The 518-nt window shown below is 57.1% G+C and carries 1 protein-coding gene; it reads right to left on the reverse strand.

Annotated features, from left to right (window positions below; translation table 11 throughout):
* On the reverse strand, nucleotides 1-518 hold a 518-nt coding region (locus HK11_RS12135; RefSeq protein ID WP_158092837.1), incomplete at both ends, for a MobA/MobL family protein.

Raw genomic sequence — 518 nt, forward strand, 5'->3', positions numbered from 1 at the left:
CGCTCAGCATCCTCTCCCCGCTCTTCGCGGCGCATCCCGGCCGGACCGATTTTGTTCTGCGGTTCAAGAGAAATCCCCTGCTCTGCAAACGAGCGGTGATCAATTCGCACATCCAGATCCAGATCCGCCAGCCGTTCATTAACAAGTGACGCCCATCGCTCCCGCCATGTCAGCAGGAGTTCTTTGTCATTCCACGAACGCTCTTTTGCACCAAACCCGTTCTCATCCAATGACCGCGTGGACAGCATTACATGCGCATGGGGCTTCGCCTGTCCGTCCTCACCGATATCCCAATGCACATTGAGATCAGCAACCATACCGCGCTCTGTAAACTGCTCGCGCACAAAATCCTGTGCCAGCGCGATCCCCTGCGCCTGTGTCATTTCGCGCGGTAGTGAAAACTCCACCTCGCGGGCAAGCTGGGCATCTTTGCGCTTCTCGATCGCTTCAACCTCATTCCACAGAACAGACCGGTCGAGAAACCGTTCCGGTGCGCCATCGGGCAGCAGGATCTCTGA

The sequence above is a fragment of the Acetobacter sp. DmW_043 genome (assembly GCF_002153485.1).
Classification (GTDB): Bacteria; Pseudomonadota; Alphaproteobacteria; order Acetobacterales; family Acetobacteraceae; genus Acetobacter; species Acetobacter thailandicus.